The sequence below is a fragment of the Magnetovibrio blakemorei genome (assembly GCF_001746755.1).
Taxonomy (GTDB): Bacteria; Pseudomonadota; Alphaproteobacteria; order Rhodospirillales; family Magnetovibrionaceae; genus Magnetovibrio; species Magnetovibrio blakemorei.
Genome location: NZ_MCGG01000038.1, coordinates 1 through 1,208, shown reverse-complemented (window position 1 = coordinate 1,208; position 1,208 = coordinate 1). Strand labels below are relative to the sequence as shown.

The window sequence follows — 1,208 nt, the reverse complement described above, 5'->3', positions numbered from 1 at the left end:
TCACCGCCCCGGTCTCGACCGCCACGCCAACGGTGGCCGCCAAAACCTTTTCCATGCCCTCTGGGCCAACCCGTTTGCGCCAGCGCGTCATGGTGCTGGGATCAATGGGAAGATGATGTTGAAAGAACTCAAATCCGCAGAAATATTGCCAGTAGGGGTTCTCGACCCAGCGCTCTACCGCTTCTTCGTCCGACAGATCATGCATGTGCTTCAAATAATGCAGACCGACCATCAATCGCGTCGATTTAGCCGGACGGCCCAGCGGTTTGTAGTGCTTGCCGAAGGCCTCATCAAACGAAGACCAGGGCATCATCCCGGCCAACCGGATCAAGTGATGCTTCATGTCGATGATGGCGTCCAGACGTTCGCGAAACAGATCGGCATCACGGCGGCGGGGTTTTTTAGGCTTCATGAGAATCTACCAGAAAATGAGCGTTACGGGACTGCTTTCTGGCATTTTCCTATATTTAGAATCCCAAGGGAATCATTATTTATCAATATGTTGAGAGTTTTTCAGGGCGAACTAAAAAGGGGGCCACTGGGCGGAGTAAAAGTGGTCCACTTTTCTTGATGTTGCACACGGCGGTGCGGGTTGTCCCGGTAGTCCATAGGAGGGACCCGCGCTGCTTCGTGTAGCGCTTTAGCGTTACGCGGAGCGAAGCAGCGTGGGAGGTCCCTGTGGACCCACCGGGTCAACCACAGTCCCGATGGTTAGGCACTTTTTGGGGGGGACTGCCGTTTTTGGCTTTGATTGAGACGATAACTGTCGCCATTCATCTCCAGGATATGAACGTGGTGGGTGAGACGATCCAGCAAGGCCCCGGTCAGGCGTTCGGAGCCGAACACCTCCGTCCACTCGTCGAACGGCAGATTGCTGGTTACGATGGTGGAGCCGCGCTCGTAACGTTGGCTGAACACTTCGAACAACAGTTCGGCACCGGTCTTGGACAGTGGCACAAAACCGAGCTCATCAATGATCAGCAATCGATAATTGGCCAACTGTTTTTGGAAGCGCAGCAAGCGCTTCTCGTCTCTGGCTTCCATCAGTTCATGGACCAGCGCCGCCGCCGTTGTGAACCCAACCGCCAATCCCTTCTGGCAAGCCGCTAAGCCGAGACCGAGGGCGATGTGGGTTTTGCCGGTGCCTGAGTTGCCCAGCGCAATCACGTTCTCGCGCCGCTCGACATATTCACAACGCGCCAAGTCCA

Annotated in this window: 2 protein-coding genes; both read right to left on the bottom strand. The window is 55.5% G+C overall.

Annotated features, from left to right (window positions below):
- On the bottom strand, window positions 1-412 hold a 412-nt coding region (locus tag BEN30_RS11530), incomplete at its 3' end, for a transposase (RefSeq protein ID WP_139134984.1).
- Window positions 413-711: 299 nt separating this feature from the next.
- Window positions 712-1,208: IS21-like element helper ATPase IstB (istB, locus tag BEN30_RS11525; RefSeq protein WP_170827037.1), on the bottom strand; the 497-nt coding region annotated here is incomplete at its 5' end.